Raw genomic sequence first — 26,363 nt, forward strand, 5'->3', positions numbered from 1 at the left:
GCTGCTGCCTAGGTTTGAAATGGCGTCAGAGATCGGCCGGCGTCACGAAGGCTTCGAGATAGCCGGTGCCTTGCGCGGCGTTGGCAAGACTGGCCGGAAAGCGGACGACGGCAAGGCCGGAAGTCGGAAAGCCGTGATTAAGCATTCCCATCGCAGCCTCGTCGCCGTCGCCCGAAAGCGCGATAGTGAGATCTTCCGTCATCGGGTTGTGGCCGATGATGAGCAGCGAGCTAGGCCCGCCATTGCTGCGGATGAGGTTGAGATAGCCGGCGGCGTCCTCACTGTAGAGCGTGTCCAGGAACAGGACCCGGCCTGTATCGATGTGGCCGGCCAGACCTTCCAGGGTCTGGCGCGCTCGCTTTGCGTTGGAGCAAAGGGTGAGGTCCGGAATGTAGCTGCGGGCCCGCATGGCCGCACCCATCGTTTCGGTGTCGGCGACGCCGGATGCGTCGAGGGGACGATCGAAATCGCGCATGCCCGGCAGAGCCCACCCGGCCTTGGCATGCCTCAACAGATAAAGCTTGCTCACCGGCCCCTCGCTTGTGCCAAACACCGAAACCCGTCAAAAGGCGATGCAGGATTAGCCATGAGAAACGCCTTGCGCACAATGGCCGGCACCCTTCAAACCCAACGAATCATACGCGAATTCGGTCGCGCCCTTCATGCGAATGATGCGGCCCATAGCATTTTGCCCGACATTAACAATTGCGTGAAACTGTCGTCGATTGCGCTTGTGCAGTATTCGGTCCGCGAATATATAGGCGCCAAAATTGGGGCTGTTTGGGTGAGTCGAATGAACGACATCGTTACCGCCGATTACGTACCCTCCGAAGACGAGCCGTTCATGAACGAGCGGCAGAAATCCTACTTTCGGCTGAAGCTCGTCACTTGGAAGAACGACATACTGCGCGAAGCGCGCGAAACTCTCGAAATCCTACAGCAGGAAAACGCCAACCACCCCGATCTCGCCGATCGCGCCTCTTCGGAAACCGACCGCGCCATCGAACTTCGCGCCCGCGATCGCCAGCGAAAACTCATTTCAAAGATCGATTCCGCGCTTCAGCGCATTGATGAAGGCACTTACGGTTATTGTGAGGAGACCGGCGAGCCCATTGCGCTGAAGCGGCTCGATGCGCGTCCGATCGCGACCTTGTCGATCGAGGCGCAGGAGCGCCACGAGCGCCGCGAGAAGGTCTACCGCGACGACTGAAGCACAGGCGAATCGCCTAAAAGCAGCAATAGCGAATTTCGTCATGGCCGGTCTCCGGCCATTTTTTTGTTGCCTGTTCGCTGGCCCGTTTCTGGCCGGTTATCTTTTCTGGCTGGAAAGCTCGCCTAGAAGCTTCGTCATCTCGTCATCGAGAGACGACGGCGCCTTTGCCGCCGGCTTGCTCTCCGGCGCGGGCTGCGGGACATCAAACGAGACCTCGAGCTCCCTCATCAGCGTATCGTCAATGGAATCCTGCTTTGCCGGGGAATCCTGTCTTGCCGGCGATGGCGCGTGTCGAACGGCATTGGCGTAGGCGGGCAGCGGCGTGATGGTCGCCGATTGATGGCTTTGCGCTGGCTTCGGCGCTGGCGCTGGTGCAGTCTGATGGGGCCGGACAGGCGTCGGGGCCGCGCTTACCGGCTGCGGAGGCGGTGCTTGCCTCATTGGCGCAGGAGCTGGTTGAGGCGCGCGCGGCCGCGGTGCCGGCTGATGGCCACCGCCATCTCCGGTCAGCGCAGGACGGCGCAGCGCCGACAGCCGGATGTCGCGTTCAACGACGACGTCTGTCGGGCCCCCGATCAGCAGCAGGTGCTCGATGTCGTCGCGGCGCACCAGCACCAACCGGCGGTGGCTGTCGACAGCGGTGGCGTCCATGACCGCCAGCCGCGTCTTGCGGTTCCTGCCGCCGGCAACGAATGTTCCGAAGGTCAGATTGCGGACCAGCTTGACGATGAGGAGAATGATGACCAAAAGGACAAGCGCGACAAACGTCCACAGGATTGCCGCGGCATAACCCGGACCCGCCACACTATCCAGCCACTGCAGCATTGGTGCCCCCAATATCGGCTTTCGAAGAAGACGCGACACTAGACTGTTGCGGCACGCCACTGCAAGTCGCCTTTCGCGCCTCTTGAACAGGTTGAAACACCAATGTGGTGGATTTGAAGTCCCTACGAATTGAGGGCGTCAGCGTTCCGGAATTTCAAATCCACCACACTGGATTTTCAGCACGTTGCTGATGTGGTGAATCCGAAATTCGCTCCCCGCAGCACCCAGGGTAATGCGAATTTCGGATTCACCACACCAGGCGCCGAACGGGCGTCATTTTTAGCGGACATTTGCCGCCAAGGCCTTTTCCGGACCCTGAGAATGTGATTCAACCGGGCAGGGGCAAGTACCGGATTTCACGAGCAGGGGGCACATGGCCAAGGAAGCGCGCGGCGATTTCTATCCGGTACCGATCGTCGACCAGAACACGCGACCGGGTGCGGTCACCCGGCTCATCGTCTTCATCGTCGTCCTGACTGGCGCCGCGATCGTCTTCGGCCTTTTCCGCGAACGTCTTGGCGACCCATTCCTGCTTGGAATGCTTGGTGTGCTGGCGATGATCGGTGTCGGCTTCCTGTTCGCCACCGCCATCGGCTTCGTGCAGATCACACCGCGCTCGACGAGTGACGAGCTGTCGAAAGCCTTCGTCGATTCGATGTCGCAGGGTCTTCTGGTCACCGACACCAAGGGTCGTGTCGTCTACGCCAACCGGGCCTATGCCGACATGACGGGCGCGGCGTCCGCGGCGGATCTCAAGACGGTCGAAGGTTTGCTGTCCGACGTTCCCGAGGCCTCAGTGACCATATACCGGCTCGCCTCCGGCCTGCGCGACGGCCAGCCCGGCGACGGGGAGTTTCGGCTTGCGCAATCCATTCGACCCGGCGCCGAGCCGGGCGCGCGCTGGTATCGTGCCCGCGCCCGCGCCTTCAGCGTCCCGGGCCAGCGGCTGCCCTTGCTCGCCTGGCAACTCGCCGACATCTCGGAAGAACGGGCCGAGCAAGAGCGGTTCTTCCTCGATCTGCAGGAGGCCATCGATCATCTCGACCATGCGCCGGCCGGCTTCTTTTCGGCCGATCAGGAAGGCCGCGTCACCTATATCAACGCCACGCTTGCGGAGTGGCTGGGCATCGACCTGACGAGTTTCACGCCTGGCGCCGTCACCCTTCCGGAGATCGTCGCCGGCGACGGCATGGCGCTGGTCCGCTCGGTCAAGGCCGATCCGGGCACCACGCGCAATGCGGTCATCGATCTCGATCTGACGACAGTGAAGGGCGAGGCGCTGCCCGTGCGTTTCATGCATAGGGTCACGGCCAGCCGCGAGGGCGTCAACGGTCCGACGCGCACCATCGTGCTCAACCGGACGCAAGGCGAGGACGCTTCTGCCGACCTTCGCGCCTCGGAGATCCGCTTCACCCGCTTTTTCAATTCGACGCCGATGGCAATAGCAGCTGTCGACAACAGCGGGCGCATCTTGCGCACCAACGCGCCTTTCCTGTCGCTGTTTTCCTCCGTCGTCGACGGGGACGCGGTCGATCGGCGCGTTCGGCTGGACTCGGTGATCCATGAGCGCGACCGGCCCGCCTTTGCCGCGGCGTTCGAGAAAGCGCGACAAAGGCAGGCTGACATCGAACCAATCGATACGCTGCTGCCCGGCAATGAAGAACGGCATATGCGCTTCTACGTCAACGCGGTCGCCGACGGCACCGGCGAGGGCGCCGAAGAATCGGCCATCGTCTACGCCGTCGAGACCACCGAGCAAAAGGCGCTCGAGGGCCAGATGGCTCAAAGCCAGAAGATGCAGGCGGTCGGCCAGCTTGCCGGCGGCATCGCACACGACTTCAACAATGTACTGACCGCCATCATCATGGCGTCGGACCTTTTGTTGACCAATCATCGCCCGTCGGACCCGTCCTTCCCGGACATCATGAACATCAAGCAGAACGCCAACCGGGCGGCGTCGCTGGTGCGGCAGCTTCTGGCCTTCTCGCGCAAGCAGACGCTGCGGCCGGAGGTGCTCAACCTGACCGACGTGCTAGCCGATCTGCGGATGCTGCTGGCCCGTCTGGTCGGCAACGACATAAAGCTGAAGGTCGATCATGGCCGCGATCTGTGGCCGGTGAAGGTCGACATCGGACAGTTCGAGCAGGTGGTGGTCAATCTGGCGGTTAATGCGCGCGATGCGATGCCGAACGGCGGCGATCTCACCGTGCGCACCCGGAATGTGACCACAGAGGAGAGCAAGAGCCTTCCCTATCGCGAACTTGCGCCGGCCGATTATGTGGTGGTCGAAGTCGAAGACACCGGCAGCGGCATCGCCCCCGAAGTACTCAAGAAGATTTTCGAACCGTTCTTCACCACCAAGGAGGTCGGCAAGGGCACTGGTCTCGGCCTGTCGATGGTCTATGGCATCATCAAGCAGACAGGCGGCTTCATCTTCTGCGACTCCGAGGTCGGCAAGGGATCGGTGTTCCGCATCTTCCTGCCGCGCTACATTGCAGAGGCGAGAACGGGGGGCGAACCCGGCGAGGCGCCTGCTGCACCGGCAAAGATCGCCGACGCAGCCAAGGATCTGTCTGGTTCGGCCACGGTGCTGCTCGTCGAGGACGAAGATGCCGTGCGGATGGGCGGTATGCGGGCGCTGACGTCGCGCGGCTATACCGTCCACGAAGCGTCCTCAGGCGTCGAGGCGCTGGAAGTCTTCGAGGCGCTCGGCGGCAAGGTCGACATTGTCGTTTCCGATGTGGTGATGCCTGAGATGGATGGGCCGACGCTGCTTGGCGAATTGCGCAAGCGGCAGCCGGACATCAAATTCGTCTTCGTTTCCGGCTACGCGGAGGATGCGTTCGCTAAAAACCTGCCGGCAGCCGCGCATTTCGGTTTCCTGCCGAAGCCGTTTTCGCTCAAGCAACTGGCCACAATCGTCAAGGATGTGCTGGAATCTTAGGGCGTACTAATTCTCGCGCTTGCGAAATGGCGCGAGACTGCCATGATTATGGGCGAAACGGGCGGCGGGTTTTGGGGGAGTATGCCGTGACGCCGCACAACGAGGCAGGCAAGGGCGATTATGCCGCAACAGTGCTGTTGCCGGGCGACCCGCAGCGTGCCGAATGGATGGCGGAAACCTTTCTGGAGGCGCCGCGCTGCGTTAACCGTCGAAGGGAAGCCCTCGGTTTTACCGGCCTGTTTTGCGGCAAGCCCGTGAGCATCCAGTCCACCGGCATCGGCGTCTCGTCATTCCTGATCTACGCGCATGAATTGCTGGATTTCCACGGCGTGAGGACACTGATCCGCACCGGTACCTGTGGTGCCCTAACTGCCGCGGTTAAACTGCGCAGCCTGGTGATCTCGCAGTCGGTGCGCGGTGAAAGTGCCGAGAGCGGCCAGGTTTTTGGGCTCTATGGTGCTGATGCCGGCCCCGATCCGGCGCTATTTTCCCGAGCCTTGGCTCGAGCTGCCGGAATCGGCATCGAACATCAGGCTGGGCTGACCATCTGCAGCGATATATTCTATCATCCTCAGGGGCGCGATCGCTTCGCCGAAGCGCAGGCCCACGGCGCGCTGGCCGTGGATATGGAGACCAGTGCGCTCTATCGCATCGCGGCGCATTTCGGCGCCCGGGCGCTGTCGATCCTGACTGTCGTCGACAATGTGGTGACCGGCGAGCAAACCGATTATTCCGAACGCCAGGCGCTTTTCACCGATATGACCCGCCTGGCATTCGATGTTGCGATCGAAAGTTAAGCTGCTTGCCGCTTCGGGGCCGTGTGTTCTTCGATGCCCGGCCGATGGCCGCGCAGATAGAGGGCACAGGTCGTGCGCAACATCGAGGCGAAGTTCGGAACCTGGCCATTGATCTCTATGGCCTCGTCATAAAGCTTCGAGATGAATTTCGGCGTCGTTAAACCTTGGCTGTCGGCGATCTCGTCGAGCAATGCCCAGAACGTCGCCTCGAGCTGGATGCTCGTCGAGTGCCCGTCGATGCGGATCGATCGATTGATCTGCCGGTAGCCCTCCGGATCCTGCCCGGCAAAAACCCTGCACATCGTTACCTCCCGTTCTTAGTGGTCTTGGCCATTCTTGTTGATTTTAGACGCAATCAGCAGCGATTCGCCCCTTTGAGCAGTGCCTATTGCGGCCAATTATCTTCAGCCGGAAAGCGGAAAACAGCAATCGGACTTTCGTCCTTAGGCGGTTTGCCACCCCGTCGTTAGATCAGCGCGTGGTAATCGGCTGCCACCACCTTTGCCGCAACCCGCGCATAATCACGCCGACGCGCATAAGGCGCTGGTGCGACGGAGTGTCATTTGGCGAAGACGATCCACACCATGATCCGGGTTCTGGACGAGGCCCGTTCCATCGACTTCTACCGGAAAGCCTTTGGGCTGGACGTCGCTGAACGGCTCGATTTCGAAACCTTCACGCTCGTCTATCTGAGCAATGCCGAGGCGGGCTTCGAAGTCGAGCTCACCGTCAATAAGGGCCGCCAGGAGCCTTATGCGCTCGGCGACGGCTACGGCCATCTCGCGGTTTCGGTCGCCGATCTGGACAGCGAACATGACCGGCTCGGCGCGCTTGGCCTGAGCCCGAAGAAGATCGTCGAGTTCAACCGCGACGGAGCGCTGCTCGCGCGCTTCTTCTTCATCGAGGATCCCGACGGCTACAAGATCGAGGTTCTGCAGCGTCAGGGCCGGTTCAAATAGGAGACATTACGGCCGTGCCGGCCAGCGGGCGCCAGCCAGGGCACCTTCGGGTGCGAACAGCAAGCAAAGGGAGGAACAAATGGTCACGATTTATGAGAGAAAGCCGGCCCATGAAAGGAAGCCCGGGCTATCGCGCCGCGAGCTTCTGAAGCGCGGCGGTGTCGGCGCGCTGCTGGTCATTTCGGGTAGTGCCGTCATCAGCCCGGAACATGCCTGGGGCCTCGAAACATCTGCGCTCAAGCCCGAAACCATGGCGACCCTGATCCAGATGGCGCGCGACATCTACCCGCACGACCAAGTGCCTGACAAATATTACGCAATCGCCGTCAAGGCCCATGACGAGCAGGCCGGCAAAGACCCAGCCCATAAGGACCTCATCGAATACGGCATCGCCGAACTCGACTCGAAGTCGGGTAAGGGTGGCTACACCAGCCTCGGCTGGGAGGAGCAGCGCGTTGCCGTGCTAAGAGGGATCGAGGACACGCCGTTCTTCCAGGCAGTCCGTGGCGGGCTTGTCGTCGGTCTCTACAACCAGAAAGAGGTCTGGCCGATCTTCGGCTACGAGGGCGAGTCCTACTCCAAGGGCGGCTACATGGCGCGCGGGTTCGACGACATCGAGTGGCTCTGAGCCCCATCGCCGCCACCGCACACAACAGACATCATGGGAGGAAACCTTGGCAGCACCATTTGATCTCAATAACGACGGCGTGGTGGTCATCATCGGCTCGGGCGCCGGCGGCGGCACGCTCGGCAACGAACTCGCCCAGAAAGGCATCGATGTCGTCATCCTGGAGGCGGGCGCACGCCACGAATACGAGGATTTCATCAACGACGAGTGGGATTCATTCGCCCAACTCGCCTGGACGGACAGGCGCACGACCTCGGGCGACTGGCGGGTGGCGAAAGATTTTCCCAATCTGCCGGCATGGATCGTCAAGGCGGTCGGCGGCTCGACCACGCACTGGGCGGGCGCCTCGCTGCGCTTTCAGGAGCATGAATTCAGAACGCTTTCGACCTACGGAAAACTAGAAGGCGCGAACCTGCTCGATTGGCCGATCACGCTTGCCGAGCTGGAGCCCTACTACGCAAAGGCCGAAGATAAGCTGGGCGTGACGCTCACCAACAACATCCCAGGCCTTCCCGGCAACAACAACTTCAAGGTGATGAAGGCCGGCGCCGACAAGCTCGGCTACAAGGAGTGCCACACCGGCCGGATGGCAATCAATTCCGAGCCGCGCGACGACCGCAACGCCTGCCAGCAGACCGGCTTCTGCTTCCAGGGCTGCAAATGGGGCGCCAAATGGTCGACGCTCTACAGCGAAATTCCCAAGGGCGAGGCGACCGGCCATCTCGAGGTCAGGCCGAATGCCATGGCCATCAAGATCAACCACGATGCGTCAGGCAAGGTAACCGGCGTCGTCTATGCCGACAAGGACGGCAGACTGCAGGAACAGAAGGCCCGCATCGTCGCCATCGCCGGAAATTCCATCGAGAGCCCGCGGTTGCTGCTCAATTCGGCATCGAGCCAGTTTCCCGACGGCCTTGCCAATTCGTCGGGGCAGGTCGGCAAGAACTACATGCGCCACACCACCGGCTCGGTCTACGGCATCTTCGACAAGCCGGTGCATATGTATCGCGGCACCACCATGGCCGGTATCATCCGCGATGAGGCCCGCAACGATCCCTCGCGCGGCTTCGTCGGCGGCTACGAACTCGAGACGCTGTCGCTCGGCCTGCCGTTCATGGCCGCCTTCCTCAATCCCGGCGGCTGGGGGCGTTCCTTCACCACGGCGCTCGACCACTACGACCACATGGCCGGCATGTGGATCGTCGGCGAGGACATGCCGCGCGAGGAAAACCGCATCACGCTGCATGCCGATATCAAGGACGAGCACGGCATGCCGGTGGCGAACGTCCATTTCGACGACCATGCCAACGACACGGCGATGCGCAACCACGCCTACAAACAGGGCTCGGCGCTCTACGAGGCGGTCGGGGCGACGCGGACCTTGCCGACGCCACCCTATCCGTCGACCCACAATCTCGGCACCAATCGGATGAGCGAGAAGGCGGCCGACGGCGTCGTCAACAAGCATGGCCAGGCGCACGACATCAAGAACCTGTTCGTGTCGGATGGCAGCCAGTTCACCACCGGCGGCGCTGAAAATCCGACATTGACGATCGTGTCGCTGGCGATCCGTCAGGCCGAGTACATTGCCGGACAAATGTCGGCCAAAAGCATTTAGCCATACCCTCCCGACTGCTGCTGGCGCGGAACCTCACAAGATTTCGCGCCTCTTCTTGTCGGCTGTTCAACGCTTGGTGCAAGTCGAGGCGGTGAAGGCGCCGTCAGGCTGCTTCATGATGATGTCGAAGGACGGGCTGGTTTGACCGTCCAGGATGGCTTGCGTGAGCGAGATCGAGTTGCCGCCGGTCGTATAGCCGCCCAACGGTCCCAACCATGTAATCTCGCCATTTGTATCCATCTGATAGTTGTAGCCCTGCCCAGCGGTTCCGAAGGTCACCGGACCGCTATAGACATTTCCCTTGATGGTGATGTCGCCAAGGCTGAGGAACATGCCAAGCAGATAGACTTCGCAGTGATAGGTCCCGTCCGGCAATTTGCCGTGGGTGAAATCGGCGCGTGCACTGCCGGTGGCCGCAACCAGAAGCATGGTGCTGAAAATACGAGAAATCCTGGAGGTCATGACGTCACTCTTTTGGAGATCGAGCTTGCCGCATTTTCCTGCAGCGCTGCAACCTTTCGTCGTCTTTGACACGGTGTTGCTCAATATTCATGCATTAATTCGTGACTGATGAAAACTTAGGCGAGAGCGGGGAATTTTTTCTCAATCAGAACACCTGCGGCGGCGCTTAACTTTGGCGGCTAATATATTAACCAGCTGATAGGGCAAGGAAATCTAAGCGCACTCAATTTTGCTCCCGCGGTTGGCACAGCCGTTGCATGGTCTGTTTGCGATGCGATCAACCAGCTAGGGAGTTTGAAATATGAGGGGCAGTTTCTCGACAATAACAAAAATGTTTTCGGCAGGCGCGGTCACAGCCGGCTTGCTGATGAGTGTCCCGGCCAGGGCGGCTGACGACACGATCAAGGTGGGTATTCTCCACTCGCTGTCGGGGACCATGGCGATTTCGGAGACGACGCTGAAGGACGCCATGCTGATGCTCATCGACGAGCAGAATGCAAAGGGCGGCCTGCTCGGCAAGAAACTCGAAGCGGTCGTCGTCGATCCGGCTTCGAACTGGCCGCTGTTCGCCGAAAAGGCGCGCGAGCTGATCTCCAAGGAGAAGGTCGCGGCGGTGTTCGGTTGCTGGACCTCGGTGTCGCGCAAGTCGGTGCTGCCGGTGTTCAGCGAGCTCGACAACATCCTGTTCTACCCCGTCCAGTATGAGGGCGAGGAGAGCGAGCGCAACGTGTTCTACACCGGTGCGGCGCCGAACCAGCAGGCTATTCCGGCCGTCGACTATCTGATGAGCGAGGATGGCGGTTCGGTGAAGCGCTGGGTGCTTGAAGGCACCGACTACGTCTATCCGCGCACCACCAACAAGATCCTCGAAGCCTATCTGAAGGCCAAGGGCGTCGCCGCCGAAGACATCATGGTCAACTACACGCCGTTCGGCTTCTCCGATTGGCAGACCGAGGTCGCGGCGATCAAGAAGTTCGGCTCCGCCGGCAAGAAGACCGCCGTCGTCTCGACGGTCAATGGCGACGCCAACGTGCCGTTCTACAAGGAGCTTGGCAACCAGGGCATCAAGGCCGAGGACATCCCGGTCATGGCTTTCTCGGTCGGCGAGGAAGAGCTTGCCGGTCTCGACACCGCGCCGCTCGTCGGCCATCTCGCCGCCTGGAACTATTTTCAGAGCATCGATACGCCCGAGAACGCCAAGTTCATCGCCGACTGGCACAGATTCATCAAGAACGACAAGCGCACCACCAACGACCCGATGGAAGCCCATTATGTCGGCTTCAACATGTGGGTGAAGGCGGTCGAGAAGGCCGGCACCACCGATCCTGACAAGGTCATCGACGCCGTGATCGGCGTCTCGGTGCCGAACCTGACCGGTGGCTATTCGACCATGATGCCGAACCATCACATCACCAAGCCGGTGCTGATCGGCGAAATCCAGGCCGACGGCCAGTTCGAGACCGTCTCGCAGACGCCTGGCCTGGTGATGGGCGACGAGTGGTCCGACTATCTGGCCGATTCGAAGGACCTGATCTCCGACTGGCGCGCGCCTCTGTCCTGCGGCAACTTCAATGTCGCAACCGGCAAGTGCGGCGGCAAGGGAACCAACTGATCCTCCCGGGTCTGACGGTCGTGGATTTCTCCACGACCGGGACCGCGACGCGTCCGGGCGAGCTCGTCTCTCCTCCAGTCCGCCCGGACGCGAAGTTTCAACCCTCAAGAGTCGCCAGAAATCGATGATCCTCACCCGCGCGATCGGCCTGACGCTGCTGCTCCTCCTGGGGATGCTGTCGCCGTCGAACGCTGCCGAAGCGGATCTGCGCGCCATCATCGCCAAATTTGCCACTGCCTCGAATTTCTCGGCCACCGAAGCTGTCGTGCGCGAGCTGGCGGCCACCGGTGATACTGCGGTCGAACGTCCGCTTGGCGCGCTTGCCGAGGGCGATCTTTACGTCCGCAAGGCCGATTCGCTGGTTTTCATCGGCAAGGCAGCTGGCGGCAGCGTTGAGCTGCTCGATCCGCTGAGCGGTGAGAAATCCGGCGACGCGGCCAAAAGCGAGATCACCAAGATCAAGGTCAACAACACGCTGCGCCGCGCCATCCGCGATGCGCTGGGCACGCTGACGCTCGGCGCGAAAGATCCGGCCGCGCGCATTGCCGCCGCCGACACCATGTTCAGGACGCCCGACGCGACAAACATCGAGCCGCTCGATGCCGCAATCGCCAGCGAGACCGTGGCAAGCGTCAAAGCGCTGCTCGAACAGGCCCGAGCCGCATCGGTTCTGGTGTCCGACAGGCCGGAGGCCGACAAGCTGGCGGCGGTCGCCCTGATCGGCGGGCGCGGCGATCGCAATGCTCTGTCCCTGCTCACCGCCATCGAGGCCAATTCCGAAGGCGCGGTCAAGGACGCGGCGACGGCGGCGATCGCCAACATCAACTCGACGCTGGCGCTGTGGGATGCGGGCCAGAACATCTGGTACGGCATCTCGCTCGGATCGGTGCTGCTGCTGGCGGCGATCGGCCTCGCCATCACCTTTGGCGTCATGGGCGTCATCAACATGGCGCATGGCGAAATGGTGATGCTCGGCGCCTACACGACCTTTGTCGTGCAGGAGGTGATCCGAACCTCCTTTCCCGGTCTGTTCGACTGGTCGCTGGTTATCGCGCTGCCGCTCGCCTTCTCGGTCGCGGCGCTCGTCGGCCTCGTCATCGAGCGGGGTGTGATCCGCTTTCTCTACGGCCGGCCGCTGGAGACGCTGCTGGCGACATGGGGCGTCTCGCTGATCCTGCAGCAGGCCGTGCGCACCATCTTCGGGCCGACCAACCAGGAGGTCGGCAATCCGTCGTGGATGTCGGGTTCGTTCTATATCGGCCAGCTTGCGGTGACCTGGAACCGGCTCTGGATACTGGTATTCGCGCTCGGCGTGTTCGCGGTGCTGCTTTATGTGATGAAGCGCACCCCCTGGGGTCTGCAGATGCGCGCCGTCACCGCCAATCGCCGCATGGCCGCATCGATGGGCATCAGGACGCCGTGGGTCGACGCGCTGACCTTTGCCTTGGGATCCGGCATTGCCGGCATCGCCGGTGTCGCGCTCAGCCAGATCGACAATGTCTCGCCCAATCTCGGCCGCGGCTACATCATCGACAGCTTCATGGTCGTCGTGTTCGGCGGCGTCGGCAATCTCTGGGGCACGCTGGTCGGCGCCTTCTCGCTCGGCATCGTCAACAAGTTCCTCGAACCCTATGCCGGGGCGGTCCTCGGCAAGATCGTCGTGCTGGTCCTCATCATCCTGTTCATCCAGAAACGCCCGCGCGGCCTGTTCGCGCTGAAGGGCAGGTCGGTGGAAGCATGATCACCGGACGCTTCTTCGCCGCCGGCGCCGACCGCCGCATCGCCATCACGATCTTCATCCTTCTGGCGGTCGCCATCATCGTGCCGCTGCTCAATCTTGCCGTCTCGCCGATGAGCGCGTTCTACGTGCCGTCCTATGTCGTCGCGCTCACCGGCAAGTATCTTTGCTATGCGCTGCTCGCCTTGGCGCTCGATCTCGTCTGGGGCTATTGCGGTATCCTTTCGCTCGGCCACGGCGCCTTCTTCGCGCTCGGCGGCTACGCGATGGGCATGTATCTGATGCGCCAGATCGGCTCGCGCGGCGTCTACGGCAATCCGCTGCTGCCGGACTTCATGGTGTTCCTGAACTACAAGGAGCTGCCGTGGTTCTGGTACGGTTTCGACCATTTCTGGTTTGCCGCGATCATGGTGCTTGCGGTGCCCGGCCTGCTCGCCTTCGTTTTCGGCTGGTTCGCCTTCCGCAGCCGCGTCACCGGCGTCTATCTGTCGATCATCACCCAGGCGATGACCTATGCGCTACTGCTTGCGTTTTTCCGCAACGACATGGGTTTCGGCGGCAACAACGGCCTGACCGATTTCAAGGATATTCTCGGCTTCAACGTGCAGGCGGATGCGACACGCTCGGCATTGTTCGCGGCCAGCGCCGTCACGCTGGCGCTCGCCGTCTTCGTCACCTGGGCGATCGTCGGTTCCAAATACGGCAAGCTGCTGATGGCAGTGCGCGACGCCGAGAGCCGCACGCGCTTTCTCGGCTGGCGGGCGGAAAACGTCAAACTGTTCGCCTTCACCGTGTCTGCTGTCATGGCCGGCATTGCCGGCGCGCTCTACGTGCCGCAGGTCGGCATCATCAATCCGGGCGAGTTCGAGCCGTCCAATTCGATCGAGGTCGTGGTATGGGCGGCCGTCGGCGGGCGCGGCACCATCGTCGGGCCGATCATCGGCGCGCTCGTGGTCAATGCCGGCAAATCCTGGTTCACCGGCGTGCTGCCGGAGTTCTGGCTGTTTGCGCTTGGCGGCCTGTTTGTCGCCGTCACGCTGTTCCTGCCCCAAGGCATTATCGGCATGTGGGATTCCTGGCGCGGAAATGCCAAGGCGCTGCGCGCGGCCTCGATCGCCGAGGAGGCCGGCACCGATCCTGACGTCCAGCCACCGCCGAAGATCGTTCGCTCGGCTGCGAGAACGCCGGGCGACTGGTCCACATCCAGCCCCGAACCGCAGCCGGCGGAGTGAGCGATGTCGAAGAGCAACACCATCCTCTATCTCGACGGCGTCTCGGTTTCCTTCGACGGCTTTCGCGCCATCAACAACCTGTCGCTGGTGCTCGACAAGGGCGAGATGCGGGCGATCATCGGTCCCAACGGCGCCGGCAAGACCACGATGATGGACATCGTCACCGGCAAGACGCGTCCCGACGCGGGCGAGGTTTACTTCGACGGGCAGGTCGACCTGACCAAACATGACGAGGCCGAGATCGCCATGATGGGCATCGGCAGGAAATTCCAGAAGCCGACCGTCTTCGAAAGCCACACGATCGAGGAGAACCTGATGCTGGCGCTGAAGGGCCCACGCTCGATCTTCCCGGCGCTGTTCCATCGCCGCTCGGCCGCGGAGGCGCGGCAGATCGACGATATCCTCGGCATCACCCGGCTGGGCGACAAGCGCGATGAACTCGCCGCCAATCTCAGCCACGGCCAGAAGCAATGGCTCGAGATCGGCATGCTGCTGGCTCAGGATCCGAAGCTGCTGCTGGTCGACGAACCGGTTGCCGGTATGACCGACGCCGAGACTGAGGAGACCGCGCGGCTGCTCAAGGATATTGCGCGCGACCACTCGGTCATCGTCGTCGAGCACGACATGCATTTCGTGCGCGAGCTCGGCGTCAAGGTCACCTGCCTGCACGAAGGTTCGGTCCTGTCCGAAGGCTCGCTCGATTTCGTTTCCGCCGACGAGCGTGTCGTCGAAGTTTACCTGGGAAGATGATCATGGTCTGGCGCGTTCCGTTCCATCATTTCGACCTTTCGTTCTTCAGGCGTTGGAGAAGGCGCTGACCATGCTCGAAGTCTCCAACGCCACGCTGCACTACGGCGCCGCCCAGGCGCTGCGTGGCGTCTCGCTGAAGGCCGGCGCGGGCAAGATCACTTGTGTGCTCGGCCGCAACGGCGTCGGCAAAACCAGTTTGATGAGATCGATCGTCGGCCACCACCGGTTGACGAGCGGAAGTGTTGCCTTCGAGGGGAAGGCGCTCGACCGGAGCGCGGCGTATGATCGCGCCCGGTCGGGCATCGCATTCGTGCCGCAGGGCAGGGAGATCTTCCCGCTGCTCACCGTGCGGGAAAACCTCGAATCGGGCTTTGCGCCATTGAAGCGCGCCGACCGCAACATTCCCGGCCACGTCTTCGAATTGTTCCCCGTGCTGAAGCAGATGCTCGGCCGCCGGGGCGGCGACCTTTCCGGCGGCCAGCAGCAGCAGCTTGCCATCGGCAGGGCACTGGTGATGCGCCCGAAACTGCTGGTGCTCGACGAGCCGACCGAAGGCATCCAGCCGTCGATCATCAAGGATATCAGCCGCGCCATTCGCTATCTGCGTGACCAGGCAGGCATCGCCGTGCTGCTGGTTGAACAGTATCTTGATTTCTGCCGGGAACTGGCGGACGAGGTCAACATCATGGACCGCGGCCGGATCGTCCACACCGGCCCGGCCGAGGATCTCGACCGCGCCGATGTCCGCAAGTTCCTGACTGTCTAAAGCCTCAGTGGCGAATCCCAAACCTCTAGGATTAGCTGAACCATCTCTCCCGTCGTCATCCTGGGGCGAAGCAAGGAGCGAAGCGACGCGGTGCAGACCCCAGGAATCCATGCCGTGACACCCGCCGAAGAGTGCAGGGGCGAAGAGAAAAAGCCGTTCTCCGGCGCCCCCCATCCTGGATTCTGCACCGTGGCGATGCTCTGAAGTCACGGCATTGACCCTTGCGTCTTCACTCCGCTTCGCGTCGCTGCGCCCAAGGATGACGAAATAACGAAGGTTTACGAGATTTTCTTCAACGACACCGTTTGCAACTCTGGCGCGCCGAAGATTGCATGCTAGGCTTTACTTGGCCTTGTTGAGTCGGCCGCTTTCCGTATCAGTCTCGTTGACAGATCAAGGTGAGGCGTGGGCTCAGCCGGCACGTTCCGTGCAAGCAACCCCCTTTCTGCGATCTGATCGTTGTTCAACGCATTTGGGGCACTTGGGCCAGGGCAGCCGATGGAACGTTATGTCGAGGACTACCAGAAACGACGGCTCACCGAGCGCGTCGACATCATGACCGCCATCAACATTCTGAAATCGCAAGGATACGATCACGACGAGCTGATCGCAGAGATCACCAAGGTCTTCTACGTCGATCTCGATGCCTACAACGAGGTCGTGATGGCGGCGTGAGGGCTGACGGAAGGGGCGGTACGCTATGCCGCCAAGCGGCTAGCTTGCGCGTCGGAAGGTCGAGGCCGCGACGCGGTTGCGACCGCCGCGCTTGGCGGCATAGAGCGCCTTGTCGGCGGCGCTGAGCACCTTGTCGAAGCTCATGCCGTCCTTGCTGCCGAAGGCGTATCCGGCGCTGACCGTACATGTCAGGGGACGGGTTTCGGTCTCGATGACACGCGCGGCAAAGGCGGTGCGTATACGCTCGGCGGTGAACTCCACCGCTTCGGGCAGGGTCCGCTGCATAACCAGCGCGAACTCCTCTCCGCCCATGCGCGCGGCGACATCGGTGGGGCGAAGGTTCTCCACCAGTTCCTCGGCGAACACTCTCAGCACCTGATCGCCTGTGGCGTGGCCGAATTCGTCGTTGATGGCCTTGAAGCCGTCGAGGTCGAATACGACCACCGCCGTGAAGGCCCCGATCGGGGCGCCGCCATTGAGATCGAACAGGGCGCGCCGATTGAGCAGGCCGGTCAGCGGATCGGTCAGCGCAGCCAGACGATGATATCGGGCCAGACGGCCCTGGTTGAGTGCCAGTGAAAGAGCGCCGATGCCAGTCATGCTGGCAATGACGACCACGAGACTCAGATCCTCGGCCCAGTTGCTCGGCGCATGTCCGAGGACAAGCTTCCCATCCCATGCAAGAGCCATGGCACACAGTACAAAGGAAATGCCGGTGGCCGAGTAGAGCACGGCGAGGCCGATGATCGGGACAGGGGCTTCAGCGCGCCCGATCCAGTATTGATAAGCCGTTGCAAATAGAAGCAGGGCGGCAAGAAGATTTTCGAACATGAAGCCGAGCCCGTCATAGCCGAGCGCCATCGGCGGCAGCGCCAGGGCAAGCGAGATGCAACTGCCGAAAACCGTCAGCGGGATCGGCGACCGGCCGGACCTGAACTGGTAGGCGGCGCCCAGCATGGTCGAGAACCCAACCAGGAGCAGGGCGAACGTCGCGATGCCGAGGATGCGTCCGGGCGTCTCGATATAGTCCTCGTAGATAAAAACATCGCCGACGATCAACAATGCGCTGATCGACCATGTCAGCAGAAACTTTTCAGTTCGCGCGGTCAGCCAGATGCCGAACAAGGTCAGGCTCAGGCAGGCGGCGGAAAAACCGACAGCCAGCAGAAGTGAGTGGTAGTCGAGCGACATGCCCTAACCCGCGGCTGCCCTAGCTCCGCGGATTCATGCAGCAAGGAGGTATCGATAAGGTTACGATGGTGATGAAGATGTGAAAACTCGAGACCATCAGCCTGTGACGCGTTTCATCAGCGCCATGGCGCCGAACGGCGCGCGGACCTTGCCCTCGGTGATGAAGTAGACGAACACATCACGCGGTTTTACCGGAGCGTCAATTGAGGGATCGGTGCGCGGCAGGTCGCCCGGCGCCTTGCCTTCCGCCCAGGTTTTTGCCCGCGCCGCCCATTCGTCGAGCGCCTTTGGTGTGTAACAGTCGGGATTGTCGTCGCTGCCGGCCTGCAGCCGCGCATAGACGAAATCACCGGTGAGGTCGGCGATCCCAGGATATTTGGCATGGTCGGCATAGACGATCGCGACCTTGTATTTGCGCGCCAGCGCAGCGAATTCCGGCACGACGAAGCTGTCGTTGCGCACCTCCACCGCATGGCGCAGCGCAACGCCGTCCTGCTTTTCAGGCAACAGCTTGAGGAAGGCCTCGAAATCGTCCGAGTCGAACTTTTTTGTCGGCGCGAACTGCCACAGTATCGGCCCGAGCTTGTCGCCGAGTGCGGCGACGCCCGACCCCAGGAAGCGCGTCATCGACTCGCCGGCCTCGCCGAGCACGCGTCGGTTGGTGACGAAGCGGTTGCCTTTCAGCGAATAGACGAAGCCATCCGGCGCTTCGTTAGCCCATTTGACGAAGGTCGGCTCCTTGAAACTCGAATAATAGGTGCCGTTGACCTCGATGCTCGGCACCTGCCGGGTTGCGTAGTGCAGTTGCTTCGCCTTGGACAGTTTGTCCGGATAGAAGGACGTGTCCCATGGCTCGAAGCTCCAGCCGCCCATGCCGGCGCGAATTGTTCCTGATTGAGTCACTGTCGTCCTCCCGTTTGCTTCAAAGGATCAGGCGATCGCCGTTGTCTGGGCGGCTTTAGCCATGTCGACGATCGTCCATCCTGGCCGGTACGGATTGGGCCGGCGACCCGTTTAGTGAAAGCCATAGGCTTTGTAGAGCGCGATGTTCCGCTCCATCTTCGCGTTGGTGTAGAGCCGCACCTCGGGAAGATGCCATAGGCGCGTCTGTTCGTCCCCCATCTGAGTAGGGCGATGCCGAAACCCTTGCCCTGGAAAGCAGGGCCGACGGCGACGGAGAAGATCATCGCGTGGTTTGGGTGCCGCTCGAGGACAATTAGTCCGGCCGGCTCGCCGCTGCTTTCCAGCAGCCAGACCTCGCCGCGTCCGATCCGCGGCGCATAGTCCTCGGTGACCGGGATCGGCGGGGCGCCAAGCAAGGCGGTGTAGGGCGCATAGGCGGCTTCGGTCAGCCGGACGATGGTGGCGAGATCCGCAGCAAGCGCTCTTCTGATCTTCATTTGAAGGTTCTTCCAAACGCCAGCCAGTCCTCACTCACTCCGCCGCTTCGCGCTTGCCTCCGGGCCGCCGCTCCAGCAATTCCCGCAGGAACTGGCCGGTGTAGCTGCGCTTCTCGCGGACAATGTCTTCCGGCGTGCCGGACGCCACGAGCTCGCCGCCGCCGTCGCCGCCTTCGGGACCGAGGTCGAGCACCCAGTCGGCGGTTTTTATCACCTCGAGATTGTGCTCGATGACGACGACCGTGTTGCCCTGGTCGACCAGCTCGTGCAGCACTTCGAGCAGTTTGGCGACGTCGTGGAAATGCAGGCCGGTGGTCGGCTCGTCGAGGATGTAGAGCGTCTTGCCGGTCGCCTTGCGCGACAGCTCCTTGGCGAGCTTGATGCGCTGCGCCTCGCCGCCCGACAGCGTCGTCGCCTGCTGGCCGACATGGATGTAGCCGAGGCCGACCTGCTTCAGCGTCTCCAGCTTGTCGCGCACGCCGGGCACCGCGGCGAAGAAATCGACGCCCTCCTCGACCGTCATATCGAGCACGTCGGCAATCGACTTGCCCTTGAACAGGACGTCGAGCGTCTCGCGGTTGTAGCGCTTGCCATGGCAGACGTCGCAGGTGACATAGACGTCCGGCAGGAAGTGCATCTCGATCTTGATGACGCCGTCGCCCTGGCAGGCCTCGCAGCGGCCGCCCTTGACGTTGAACGAGAAACGGCCCGGCTGATAGCCGCGCGCCTTGGATTCCGGCAGGCCGGCGAACCAGTCGCGGATCGGCGTGAAGGCGCCGGTATAGGTGGCCGGATTGGAGCGCGGCGTCCGTCCAATGGGCGACTGGTCGATATCGATGACCTTGTCGAGGAACTCAAGCCCCTCGATGCGGTCATGATCGGCCGGGTGCTCGCGCGAGCCCATGATGCGGCGCGACGCCGCCTTGAACAGCGTTTCGATCAGGAAGGTCGACTTGCCGCCGCCGGAGACGCCTGTGACGGCGGTGAAGGTGCCGAGCGGGATTTCGGCGGTAACGTTCTTCAGATTGTTGCCGCGCGCGCCGACGATCTTCAGACGCCGGTTCTTCTTGGCTTCGCGCCGCACGGCCGGCGTCGCCACTTCGAGCTCGCCCGACAGATACTTGCCGGTGATCGAGGCCGGGCTGGCCATGATCTGCTGCGGCGTTCCCTGCGCGATGATGTGGCCGCCATGGATGCCGGCGGCCGGGCCGATGTCGACGACATAGTCGGCATGCAGGATGGCGTCCTCGTCATGCTCGACGACGATCACCGTGTTGCCGATGTCGCGCAGGTGCTTCAGCGTGTCGAGCAGGCGCGCATTGTCGCGCTGGTGCAGGCCGATCGACGGCTCGTCCAGCACATAGAGCACGCCGGTGAGGCCGGAGCCGATCTGCGAGGCCAAGCGAATGCGCTGGCTCTCGCCGCCCGACAGTGTGCCGGAATTACGCGACAGCGTCAGGTAGTCGAGCCCGACATCGTTGAGGAAGCGCAACCGCTCGCGGATCTCTTTGAGCACGCGCACCGCGATCTCGTTCTGCTTGTCGCTGAGCGAGCCGGGCAGGGCGGTAAACCATTGGTCGGCCTTGCGGATCGACAGTTCGGTGACCTCGCCGATATGCTTGCCGGCAATCTTCACCGCAAGCGCTTCCGGCTTCAGCCGGTAGCCGCGGCAGGCCGGGCAAGGCGTGGCCGACATGAAGCGCTCGATCTCCTCGCGCATCCAGGCAGATTCGGTCTCCTTCCAACGCCGCTCGAGATTGGGGATGACCCCTTCGAAGGTTTTCGTCGTCTTGTAGGAGCGCAGGCCGTCATCGTACTGGAAGGTGACCTCGCGCTCGCCGGTGCCATGCAGGATGGCTTGCTTTGCCTCTTCGGTCAGATCCCTGAACTTGTCGCCGAGCTTGAAGTCATAGACCTTGCCCAGCGCCTCCAGCGTCTGCACGTAATAGGGCGAGGTCGATTTCGCCCACGGGTTGACGGCGCCGGCACGCAGGGACAGGTTGTCGTCGGGCACGATCAGGCTGGCGTCGATGGCGCGCTGGCTGCCGAGGCCGTCGCAGGTCGGGCAAGCGCCGAACGGGTTGTTGAAGGAGAACAGCCGCGGCTCGATCTCGGGAATGGTGAAGCCTGACACCGGGCAGGCGAACTTTTCCGAGAACAGAATACGTTCGTGCGTCTCGTTCTTCGACTTGTTGACCGAATCCTCGCCGGTCTGGCTGGAGTCGAGCGGACGGTCGGCGAATTCGGCCACCGCCAGCCCGTCGGCGAGCTTCAGCGCGGTTTCGATGGAATCGGCAAGCCGCGTCGCCAGATCGCCGCGCACCACGATGCGGTCGACGACGACATCGAGATCATGCTTGTACTTCTTGTCCAGCGCCGGCACGTCGGCGATTTCGTAGAAGACACCGTCGACCTTGACGCGCTGGAAGCCCTTTTTCTGCAGCTCCAGCAGTTCCTTGCGGTACTCGCCTTTGCGGCCTCGCACCATCGGCGCCAGGATGAACAGACGCGTGCCTTCCTCGATCGCCAGCACGCGGTCGACCATCTGCGACACCGTCTGGCTCTCGATCGGCAGGCCGGTGGCCGGCGAGTAGGGGACGCCGACGCGCGCGAACAGCAGCCGCATGTAGTCGTAGATTTCCGTGACGGTGCCGACCGTCGAGCGTGGATTCTTCGAGGTGGTCTTCTGCTCGATCGAGATAGCCGGCGACAGGCCGTCGATCTGGTCGACGTCAGGCTTCTGCATCATTTCGAGGAATTGCCGCGCATAGGCCGACAGACTCTCGACGTAGCGGCGCTGGCCCTCGGCATAGATAGTGTCGAAGGCGAGCGACGACTTGCCGGAGCCCGACAGGCCGGTCATGACGATCAGGCTGTCACGCGGCAGGTCGAGATCGACATTCTTCAGATTGTGTTCGCGCGCCCCGCGAATGGAAAGATATTTATGGTCGGCCATCGCCGGTCGCCGCCTCAGGTCTGGAGTCTCGTGGGATGGCGGGTTGTCCCGGCCATCCCCTATGTAGGTAATTTCGCCACCTTTTCGAGAGACGCCACAACTCTCGACCAGAGCCTTTAACCGTCTTTCGCGCGGGCGAGCAAGCGGAAAGAACAAAGACCGAACACGCTCCTGACAAAAGCGTCCATGTAATCACAGCCGCTGCGGCGCTGCTCAAAACGGATGCAAATTTCGGGTTCGCCACACAAGCGATCACATTTTTTGTAATCGGCTACCCAACGGTTGACGTCTCGGCCTCAGAGAGTCAGACTCCAAACGTCACCGAAGCCGACCGTCTATCGATGGCCTCGCCGCCTAAGGCGGCCTGCGAGACGCCGCAGGCTTTTGCGATATGCACTTCGGACGACACCCAGTCGCAATGGACAGAAAAGGAGAGCAGAGGAATGACTCCACCGGACAGTCCCTTGAGGCTCCACGTGTCGCTGGAGCCGCGGCAGGCATAGGTGCCAGGGCCAGGCGTTTACGCCGTCCGACAAACCGTGACCTGCCGATCCCCGTAAAATCAGAGACTACTAGTCGGATCGTCGGCTGAACGCCGCGAGGCATCCGAAATCAAAAGCCGGCAGTGTACTCCCGGCAAATTGGATTTGAGATCCAAAAAGCCCCGACCGTTTGCGGAAGCAGCGGCGGGGCTGTTTGCTTCAGATGGCCGCCGCAAGCGCTCAAGTGCTTGAGATTGTGGCAGCGATGAAGGCCGATGCGCCATCCGGCTTAGCGATACGATAGTCATCGGCCACGCCGGGCAGCGTGCCGTTCTGCGAAGACGTTGAATTGCCTTCCGCGAACGTCGCGCCGGAAGTCATGGCCGCGACGGCAACACCGATGATTAGCCGGTGCAACATCTTGTCGACCATCGGCGGACTATATTCGCCGAGCCCTCGAAGCCAGACCGGTGGGCGATGAAGCTTGCCGAACGACTTGGCCGCATCGCGCATGAGCCGGCTACCTTTTCACGCCGCCTTCTTACGGGTGTCAAAAACATGATCGACGAGCCCCCAAGTCTTTGCCTCCTCGGCGGTCATGAAATGGTCGCGGTCGAGCGTGCGTTCGACCTCTTCGAACGTGCGACCGCAATGGTGCGAGTAAAGCTCAGTCATGCGCCGTTTGGTCCTGAGGATGCCTTCGGCGTGGCGCTGGATGTCGGAGGCTTGGCCCTGGAAACCGCCTGACGGCTGGTGCAGCAGGATGCTGGCATTGGGCAACGCGATACGCCGTCCCGGCGTGCCCGCCATCAGCAGGAACGAGGCCATCGAGGCGGCAAAGCCCATGCAGACGGTCGATACTGGACTGCTTATATACTGCATCGTGTCGTAGATGGCGAAACCGCTGGTCACCACACCGCCCGGCGAGTTGATGTAAAGGGAAATCTCCTTATCGGGATTGTCGGATTCCAGCGATAGAAGCTGGGCACAGACCAGCGCCGACACGCCATCGTCGATCGGACCGTTGATGAAGACGATGCGCTCGCGCAGCAGCCGCGAAAAAATGTCGAAGGCGCGTTCGCCGCGGCTCGACTGCTCGATCACCATCGGCACCAGGTTGGCAAAACCGCTCATCGCTTTTCTCCGTTGTGCCGCTCAGGCCGCGCGCAGGAAAAGGCGAGGCGTGTTTGCGGCAATGGTCTGTTTGGGGCTGTGTGCGTTGAGCGAAAGCCGGCAAACGGCGCCCACCATCGCAACCGCAGACGTAGCGACCCGCGCGAATCCATCGTGGACGATGCGCAGATGCGTACCGCCCGACGCGGTGCGGCCGAGCGTGAAGGTGACGATACTGTCGAGCGGATCAGCTGCATTGCCAGGCGCCGGCCGCTCCCGCCAGGAATAGCGCAGCAGGCGTTCGGGCTCAGCGTCGAGGATTTCGCACTCGATCGGTGCACCCGCCTTAGCAAAGGCAAAGCGACTGCCGATCTCGGGTTTGATGTCGTTCGGCATCATCCAGGCCGCGAGCAGGTCCGGCACCGTCAGCGCCCGCCATACTTTTTCCGGCGGGTCTGGAAGCTCGCACTCGAACTCGATCGAATCTGCCGCCATGTCTGAATGCTGTTTTGCCGTCATTGGTCCATATCCTTCAAAACCGCCTTGAGCCTTTCGATGCGCTCGGGCCAGAACGCACGGTACCGCTCGATCCAGCTGAGCAGAGGGTCAAGCCCTTGCGGATCGGCGCGATAATAGGCGTTGCGGCCGGCTCGCCGCTCGACCACCAGGCCGGCGCCGCGCAGCACCGCGAGATGCTGCGACACGGCCGGTTGCGACACGGTCATGCCGCTGCGCAGTTCCGACACGGTCTTCTCGCCGGCGGCGAGCCGTTCGTAGACGGCGCGGCGCGTCGGGTCGGAAAGCGCTCGAAAAATCTCTGCTTCGATCATGATTGAAGCATAAGTCTGCACTTATTGGTTTGGCAAGCAGTCTTTTCGCGCCCATATGGAATGCACGGCGGACCCATCGATTGCTGACATTCCTTGACAGTAGGAATTGACTGGGATAGAACGAAAAGAGAACAAAAACCTTGTGGGAAAAGGCAGCCACGGCAGGCGGGGATTGTCCGCAGTCTATAAGGTGAGCGGCAGAAATTTTGTTTCGGATGAGCGCGGAGAAGTATCATGGCGGGTAGCGTCAACAAGGTCATTCTGGTGGGCAATCTCGGGGCGGACCCGGAAATCCGCCGTTTGAATTCGGGTGAGCCGGTCGTCAACATCCGCGTCGCCACGTCGGAAAGCTGGCGCGACAAGACTTCCGGTGAGCGCAAGGAAAAGACCGAGTGGCACAATGTCGTCATCTTCAACGACCAGCTCGCCAAGGTCGCCGAGCAGTATCTGAAGAAGGGCGCGAAGGTTTATGTCGAGGGCCAGTTGCAGACGCGCAAATGGCAGGACCAGACCGGCAATGATCGCTACACGACTGAGATCGTGCTGCAGAAATTCCGTGGCGAGCTGCAGATGCTCGACGCGCGCGGGCAAGGCGAGGGCGGTCAGGTCGGCAGCTATGCCGGTGGCGGCAGCAGCCGCGGTTCCGATTTCGGGCAGTCCGGCCCGGGCGAGAGTTTCAATCGCGGTGGCGGCAACAAGGGCGGTGGTGGCGGCGGTTCGTCGCGCGAACTCGACGACGAAATTCCGTTCTGATTTCTTGGGGCGGACGTCCCTTACGCGGGCGAAAAACGCCAGCTACTTGAGGCCACGAATTGGCGTCCCGAAAATCTGTCTTGGATTTCGGGACGTTCTGCATTTAAGCGGTGCGCAGTGAAAGGACGTATTAGGTGAAAGCACGGGTCAAATGGGTCGAGGAGCGCACCTTTGTCGGCGAGTCCGGCAGCGGCCACAAGGTGGTGCTGGGGACTGCGTTCGGGCCGGAAGGCAGGACGCCGGGGCCGAGCCCGATGGAGCTTGTGCTGCTCGGCACCGGCGGCTGCTCAGCCTATGATGTCGTCCACATCCTCGAAAAGGGCCGCGAGGCGGTCGAAGACTGCGTGGTCGAACTCGACGCCGATCGGGCGGAGAAGGAGCCGCGGGTGTTCACCCGCATCCATATGCGTTTCATCGTCAAGGGTCGCGCGCTTTCGCGCGACAAGGTGAAACGGGCGATCGACCTGTCGATCGAAAAATACTGCTCGGCGACCGCGATGATGGCCAAGACGGCGATCATCACTCACGATTTTGAAGTCATCGACACGACGGCGTAAATTCAGCCAATTATTTTTATCAACGTTTAATCGAGCTCAACCTAGTATTCTTCAACGAGGTTGAGGTGCATAGGGCTCATGTCGAAGGAAACCTCCGTCAAGAGGTCGCTTTATGGCTTGTTGGTCGCCGAGATAGCCCGAAACGCGGTGAAAAATGATCCGTTGGTGCTGTCACCCGAGGGAAGATTCGTTGATCGAGACCAACTAGATCCAGCTAGAATTGGACACAAGGGGTGTGTCTTTAGCCATGGTTCCCTATCGGCCTTTGAGGAAGCGTGTTTCGTGCTCTGGGCGTTGGAGATTGTCCAGCCCGTTGATTTGGTGGAGGGGCGCTGGAAAATCTTCGAACACCCGGAAACCAGAATTTTCCCTGCTTACTTTCAGCTTCACTATGATCTGGACGCCATCGCGAACGTTGCGGCAAACGAAGCGTCGCGTGCCTTTCCTTCACTTGACTACGTCTTGCGAACCTATCTCGATGTTATCGACCAGGGTTTGTTCCTTATTGTGGAGCTGGACGCCATTTTGAGAATGACAGCGAGCTAAACTCGATACCTGAGCTCGGCGAACTGGTGACGTCGATGCTGCCGAAGGGTTATGGCGGCGAACGGGCCCAGTTGCCCATCGTCATCGAAAAATCGGTTCCGCTTATTGCCGTCCTGTTGGAAGGAATTGGCTACGTCGTCCGCAAACGCGGACGTTTGACTTGGACAAAAGCAGCTGCCCCCTTGAGGGCAGGGGAATCGCATATGGCGATATTGGGGTTGAGTTTAGGCCGAGAAAGGATTCTTTGGAGAGGCAGTTGAGCGAAGGAGCGACTGCCATTTCCTGCCTTGAGAGCTACTTTGGCGCGGTGCCTGAT

Annotated in this window: 26 protein-coding genes and 1 pseudogene; 15 read left to right on the forward strand and 12 right to left on the reverse strand. The window is 61.6% G+C overall.

Going from position 1 to position 26,363, the window contains the following annotated elements; genetic code table 11:
- Window positions 1-25 precede the first annotated feature (25 nt).
- A complete protein-coding gene (locus ACWUKX_RS25130) occupies window positions 26-529 on the reverse strand; it encodes a SixA phosphatase family protein (RefSeq protein ID WP_029352921.1) in 504 nt (167 codons plus the stop codon).
- Window positions 530-793: 264 nt separating this feature from the next.
- Here ACWUKX_RS25130 and dksA point away from each other — a divergent pair, with 264 nt between their 5' ends.
- Window positions 794-1,210 carry an RNA polymerase-binding protein DksA gene (gene dksA / locus ACWUKX_RS25135; protein ID WP_006202025.1) on the forward strand — a complete coding sequence of 139 codons (417 nt, stop codon included), beginning with the start codon at window positions 794-796 and terminating at the stop codon, window positions 1,208-1,210.
- Between the two features lie 99 nt (window positions 1,211-1,309).
- Here the strand turns inward: dksA and ACWUKX_RS25140 are convergent, their stop codons facing one another.
- Window positions 1,310-2,038 carry a flagellar biosynthetic protein FliO gene (locus ACWUKX_RS25140; RefSeq protein ID WP_287339092.1) on the reverse strand — a complete coding sequence of 243 codons (729 nt, stop codon included), beginning with the start codon at window positions 2,036-2,038 and terminating at the stop codon, window positions 1,310-1,312.
- Between the two features lie 373 nt (window positions 2,039-2,411).
- On the opposite strand from ACWUKX_RS25140, the gene cckA reads away from it, so the two are divergent.
- Together cckA and ACWUKX_RS25150 are read left to right on the forward strand one after the other, a co-directional pair.
- On the forward strand, window positions 2,412-4,982 hold the full coding sequence (gene cckA / locus ACWUKX_RS25145) for a cell cycle histidine kinase CckA (protein ID WP_456009533.1): 2,571 nt from the start codon (window positions 2,412-2,414) through the stop codon (window positions 4,980-4,982).
- An 86-nt stretch (window positions 4,983-5,068) separates the two neighbouring features.
- The gene (locus ACWUKX_RS25150; protein ID WP_456009534.1) at window positions 5,069-5,779 is read left to right on the forward strand and encodes a purine-nucleoside phosphorylase; all 711 of its coding nucleotides are present in this window, start codon (window positions 5,069-5,071) and stop codon (window positions 5,777-5,779) included.
- Here the strand turns inward: ACWUKX_RS25150 and ACWUKX_RS25155 are convergent.
- A complete protein-coding gene (locus ACWUKX_RS25155) occupies window positions 5,776-6,081 on the reverse strand; it encodes a ribbon-helix-helix domain-containing protein (RefSeq protein WP_287339090.1) in 306 nt (101 codons plus the stop codon). The genes ACWUKX_RS25150 and ACWUKX_RS25155 overlap by 4 nt on opposite strands.
- A 261-nt stretch (window positions 6,082-6,342) precedes the next feature.
- On the opposite strand from ACWUKX_RS25155, the gene ACWUKX_RS25160 reads away from it, so the two are divergent.
- The 3 genes from ACWUKX_RS25160 (at window position 6,343) to ACWUKX_RS25170 (ending at window position 8,984) form a co-directional block, all read left to right on the forward strand.
- Window positions 6,343-6,738: a VOC family protein gene (locus ACWUKX_RS25160; protein ID WP_029352911.1), complete on the forward strand. Its 396-nt coding sequence runs from the start codon at window positions 6,343-6,345 to the stop codon at window positions 6,736-6,738.
- 79 nt (window positions 6,739-6,817) lie between these two features.
- Complete coding sequence (locus ACWUKX_RS25165; RefSeq protein ID WP_456009535.1) at window positions 6,818-7,366, forward strand: gluconate 2-dehydrogenase subunit 3 family protein; 549 nt, start codon at window positions 6,818-6,820, stop codon at window positions 7,364-7,366.
- A 46-nt stretch (window positions 7,367-7,412) separates the two neighbouring features.
- Window positions 7,413-8,984 (forward strand): GMC family oxidoreductase, encoded by a 1,572-nt coding sequence (locus ACWUKX_RS25170; protein WP_456009536.1) that lies wholly within the window; start codon window positions 7,413-7,415, stop codon window positions 8,982-8,984.
- Between the two features lie 66 nt (window positions 8,985-9,050).
- Here the strand turns inward: ACWUKX_RS25170 and ACWUKX_RS25175 are convergent, their stop codons facing one another.
- Complete coding sequence (locus ACWUKX_RS25175; protein WP_456009537.1) at window positions 9,051-9,446, reverse strand: hypothetical protein; 396 nt, start codon at window positions 9,444-9,446, stop codon at window positions 9,051-9,053.
- 301 nt (window positions 9,447-9,747) lie between these two features.
- On the opposite strand from ACWUKX_RS25175, the gene urtA reads away from it, so the two are divergent.
- The 6 genes from urtA to ACWUKX_RS25205 all read left to right on the forward strand — a co-directional run bounded on the left by urtA (window position 9,748) and on the right by ACWUKX_RS25205 (window position 16,219).
- On the forward strand, window positions 9,748-11,058 hold the full coding sequence (gene urtA / locus ACWUKX_RS25180; RefSeq protein ID WP_456009538.1) for an urea ABC transporter substrate-binding protein: 1,311 nt from the start codon (window positions 9,748-9,750) through the stop codon (window positions 11,056-11,058).
- Window positions 11,059-11,182: 124 nt separating this feature from the next.
- Window positions 11,183-12,799, forward strand: a complete 1,617-nt coding sequence (urtB, locus tag ACWUKX_RS25185) for an urea ABC transporter permease subunit UrtB (protein WP_456009539.1) — start codon at window positions 11,183-11,185, stop codon at window positions 12,797-12,799.
- Window positions 12,796-14,028: an urea ABC transporter permease subunit UrtC gene (urtC, locus tag ACWUKX_RS25190; protein WP_456009540.1), complete on the forward strand. Its 1,233-nt coding sequence runs from the start codon at window positions 12,796-12,798 to the stop codon at window positions 14,026-14,028. The genes urtB and urtC overlap by 4 nt, the downstream gene beginning before the upstream one ends.
- A gap of 3 nt (window positions 14,029-14,031) precedes the next feature.
- Complete coding sequence (gene urtD, locus ACWUKX_RS25195; protein ID WP_127210569.1) at window positions 14,032-14,778, forward strand: urea ABC transporter ATP-binding protein UrtD; 747 nt, start codon at window positions 14,032-14,034, stop codon at window positions 14,776-14,778.
- Window positions 14,779-14,848: 70 nt separating this feature from the next.
- The gene (urtE, locus tag ACWUKX_RS25200) at window positions 14,849-15,544 is read left to right on the forward strand and encodes an urea ABC transporter ATP-binding subunit UrtE (protein ID WP_456009541.1); all 696 of its coding nucleotides are present in this window, start codon (window positions 14,849-14,851) and stop codon (window positions 15,542-15,544) included.
- A 498-nt stretch (window positions 15,545-16,042) separates the two neighbouring features.
- On the forward strand, window positions 16,043-16,219 hold the full coding sequence (locus tag ACWUKX_RS25205; RefSeq protein ID WP_095485313.1) for a hypothetical protein: 177 nt from the start codon (window positions 16,043-16,045) through the stop codon (window positions 16,217-16,219).
- A 39-nt stretch (window positions 16,220-16,258) separates the two neighbouring features.
- On the opposite strand, the gene ACWUKX_RS25210 is transcribed toward ACWUKX_RS25205, so the two are convergent.
- From ACWUKX_RS25210 to ACWUKX_RS25245, 8 genes and pseudogenes are all read right to left on the reverse strand, one after another.
- Window positions 16,259-17,410 carry a GGDEF domain-containing protein gene (locus ACWUKX_RS25210; protein ID WP_456009542.1) on the reverse strand — a complete coding sequence of 384 codons (1,152 nt, stop codon included), beginning with the start codon at window positions 17,408-17,410 and terminating at the stop codon, window positions 16,259-16,261.
- 96 nt (window positions 17,411-17,506) lie between these two features.
- Complete coding sequence (locus ACWUKX_RS25215; protein WP_456009543.1) at window positions 17,507-18,313, reverse strand: DUF72 domain-containing protein; 807 nt, start codon at window positions 18,311-18,313, stop codon at window positions 17,507-17,509.
- 27 nt (window positions 18,314-18,340) lie between these two features.
- Window positions 18,341-18,810: pseudogene (locus tag ACWUKX_RS25220) on the reverse strand (GNAT family N-acetyltransferase).
- A gap of 34 nt (window positions 18,811-18,844) precedes the next feature.
- Window positions 18,845-21,766: an excinuclease ABC subunit UvrA gene (uvrA, locus tag ACWUKX_RS25225; protein WP_456009544.1), complete on the reverse strand. Its 2,922-nt coding sequence runs from the start codon at window positions 21,764-21,766 to the stop codon at window positions 18,845-18,847.
- Window positions 21,767-22,488: 722 nt separating this feature from the next.
- Window positions 22,489-22,761 carry a hypothetical protein gene (locus tag ACWUKX_RS25230; protein WP_456009545.1) on the reverse strand — a complete coding sequence of 91 codons (273 nt, stop codon included), beginning with the start codon at window positions 22,759-22,761 and terminating at the stop codon, window positions 22,489-22,491.
- 15 nt (window positions 22,762-22,776) lie between these two features.
- Window positions 22,777-23,382, reverse strand: coding sequence for an ATP-dependent Clp protease proteolytic subunit (locus ACWUKX_RS25235; protein WP_029352889.1), 606 nt, complete (start codon window positions 23,380-23,382; stop codon window positions 22,777-22,779).
- 21 nt (window positions 23,383-23,403) lie between these two features.
- Window positions 23,404-23,880: an SRPBCC family protein gene (locus tag ACWUKX_RS25240; RefSeq protein WP_456009546.1), complete on the reverse strand. Its 477-nt coding sequence runs from the start codon at window positions 23,878-23,880 to the stop codon at window positions 23,404-23,406.
- Window positions 23,877-24,191 (reverse strand): ArsR/SmtB family transcription factor, encoded by a 315-nt coding sequence (locus tag ACWUKX_RS25245; RefSeq protein ID WP_128343428.1) that lies wholly within the window; start codon window positions 24,189-24,191, stop codon window positions 23,877-23,879. Before ACWUKX_RS25245 ends, ACWUKX_RS25240 begins: the two co-directional genes overlap by 4 nt.
- Window positions 24,192-24,425: 234 nt before the next feature.
- On the opposite strand from ACWUKX_RS25245, the gene ACWUKX_RS25250 reads away from it, so the two are divergent.
- From ACWUKX_RS25250 to ACWUKX_RS25260, 3 genes are all read left to right on the forward strand, one after another.
- Window positions 24,426-24,944, forward strand: coding sequence for a single-stranded DNA-binding protein (locus ACWUKX_RS25250; protein WP_029352883.1), 519 nt, complete (start codon window positions 24,426-24,428; stop codon window positions 24,942-24,944).
- Window positions 24,945-25,078: 134 nt separating this feature from the next.
- On the forward strand, window positions 25,079-25,501 hold the full coding sequence (locus tag ACWUKX_RS25255) for an OsmC family protein (protein WP_456009547.1): 423 nt from the start codon (window positions 25,079-25,081) through the stop codon (window positions 25,499-25,501).
- A gap of 78 nt (window positions 25,502-25,579) precedes the next feature.
- Window positions 25,580-26,047 (forward strand): hypothetical protein, encoded by a 468-nt coding sequence (locus ACWUKX_RS25260; protein ID WP_456009548.1) that lies wholly within the window; start codon window positions 25,580-25,582, stop codon window positions 26,045-26,047.
- Window positions 26,048-26,363 lie beyond the last annotated feature (316 nt).

It is taken from the genome of Mesorhizobium sp. f-mel (assembly GCF_053850215.1).